The sequence below is a fragment of the Streptomyces sp. NPDC002265 genome, assembly GCF_040296125.1.
Lineage (GTDB): Bacteria > Actinomycetota > Actinomycetes > Streptomycetales > Streptomycetaceae > Streptomyces.
Genome location: NZ_JBEOWS010000689.1, coordinates 1 through 1523, shown reverse-complemented (window position 1 = coordinate 1523; position 1523 = coordinate 1). Strand labels below are relative to the sequence as shown.

General features: G+C 68.0%; 2 protein-coding genes. Both read left to right on the top strand.

Going from position 1 to position 1523, the window contains the following annotated elements:
• Positions 1-79 precede the first annotated feature (79 nt).
• The gene (locus tag ABT085_RS46300) at positions 80-463 is read left to right on the top strand and encodes a hypothetical protein (protein ID WP_351623235.1); all 384 of its coding nucleotides are present in this window, start codon (positions 80-82) and stop codon (positions 461-463) included.
• Between the two features lie 17 nt (positions 464-480).
• The gene (locus ABT085_RS46295) at positions 481-1488 is read left to right on the top strand and encodes an IS3 family transposase (protein ID WP_351623233.1); all 1008 of its coding nucleotides are present in this window, start codon (positions 481-483) and stop codon (positions 1486-1488) included.
• Positions 1489-1523 lie beyond the last annotated feature (35 nt).

The window sequence follows — 1523 nt, the reverse complement described above, 5'->3', positions numbered from 1 at the left end:
CCCTCTCTGTCAGCCTTGGGTGAGACGTCCCGCTTCGTCGGGTTAGCCTGAGAGGGCACGACAGGAGAACCACCCGCTCATGACCAGTACCACCCCCGCCGGGTCCGACCCAGCTCCCCGGCCGAAGCGCCGCACCTTCAGCCCGGAGTACAAGCTGCGGATCGTCGCCGAGTACGACGCCGCCCCGAAGAACGAGAAGGGCGCGGTCCTGCGCCGCGAGCGTCTGTACCACTCGCACGTCAAGGAATGGCGGGCCGCGCGGGATGCCGGGGCCCTGGAGAAGCTGGTCGACCAGCGGACCAGTCCGGCGAGGCCGAAGAAGCCTGCCGCCGAGGCGGAGAACGAGAAGCTGCGCCGCCAGGTAGAACGGCTGGAGAAGGAACTGGCCCGGAACAAGGCCGCGTTGGAAGTCATGGGAAAAGCTTCCGCGCTCTTGGAACTGATCTCCGAGGGCGCGGACTGAACGCTGCCGCCGAACCGGTGGTCGACGACGCGTTCACCGGCGTCCAGGGCGAACTGGGCATCACGGCCGCGTGCCGGCTGACCGGCCGCTCCCGGGCCACCCACTACCGCCGGCTGCGGCCCCCGCCCGAGCGAAAACCCAGAAAACCGCAGGTCCAGCCCTCATCCCTCACACCCGAGGAGCGGGCGGCGGTCCTGGAGATGATGAACAGCGACGAGTACGCCGAGCTGCCGCCCGCGCAGATCTGGGCCCGCGAGCTGGATGCCGGGCGTTACCACTGTTCCGTCTCCACGATGTACCGGATCCTGCGCGAGAAGGGGCAGTCCGGGGAGCGCCGCCGCCAGGCCACCCACCCGGCGAAGACGGTGCCCGAGCTGGTCGCCACCGGGCCCTCGCAGGTGTTCACCTGGGACATCACCAAGGCGGCCGGACCGGTCAAGGGCGTCTGGTATCACGCCTACGTCATCATCGACATCTTCAGCCGCTACGTCGTCGGCCATACCGTCGACCGGGCCGAATCAGCGGTGCGGGCCGAGGAGTTGATCCGCGAGACCATCGCCCGCAACGGCATCGTGCCCGAGACCGTGCACGCGGACCGCGGCACGTCGATGACCTCGAAGAAGGTCTCGCAGCTGCTGATCGACCTCGGCGTCACCCGGTCGCACTCGCGGCCGAAGACCTCCAACGACAACCCCTACAGCGAGGCCCACTTCAAGACCACGAAGTACATGTCCGACTACCCCGAACGGTTCGACTCGCTGGCCCATGCCCGTGAGTGGTTCGAGGCGTTCATCGCGTACTACAACCACGAGCACCGGCATTCGGGCATCGGCTGGCACACACCGGCCAGCGTGCATTTCGGCACCGCCGAGGAGGTCCGCGACCAGCGTGCCGTCACCCTCGCCGAGGCATACGCCCGCCACCCCGAACGCTTCGGCCGCCGCCCCCGACCACCCCGGATACCCCAGCGGGCATGGATCAACGACCCGGCCAAGCGCAGGGAGTCCACACCACAAACCTCATAGCGTCACGACCGTCTCACTGGACTTGAAATCTTCCG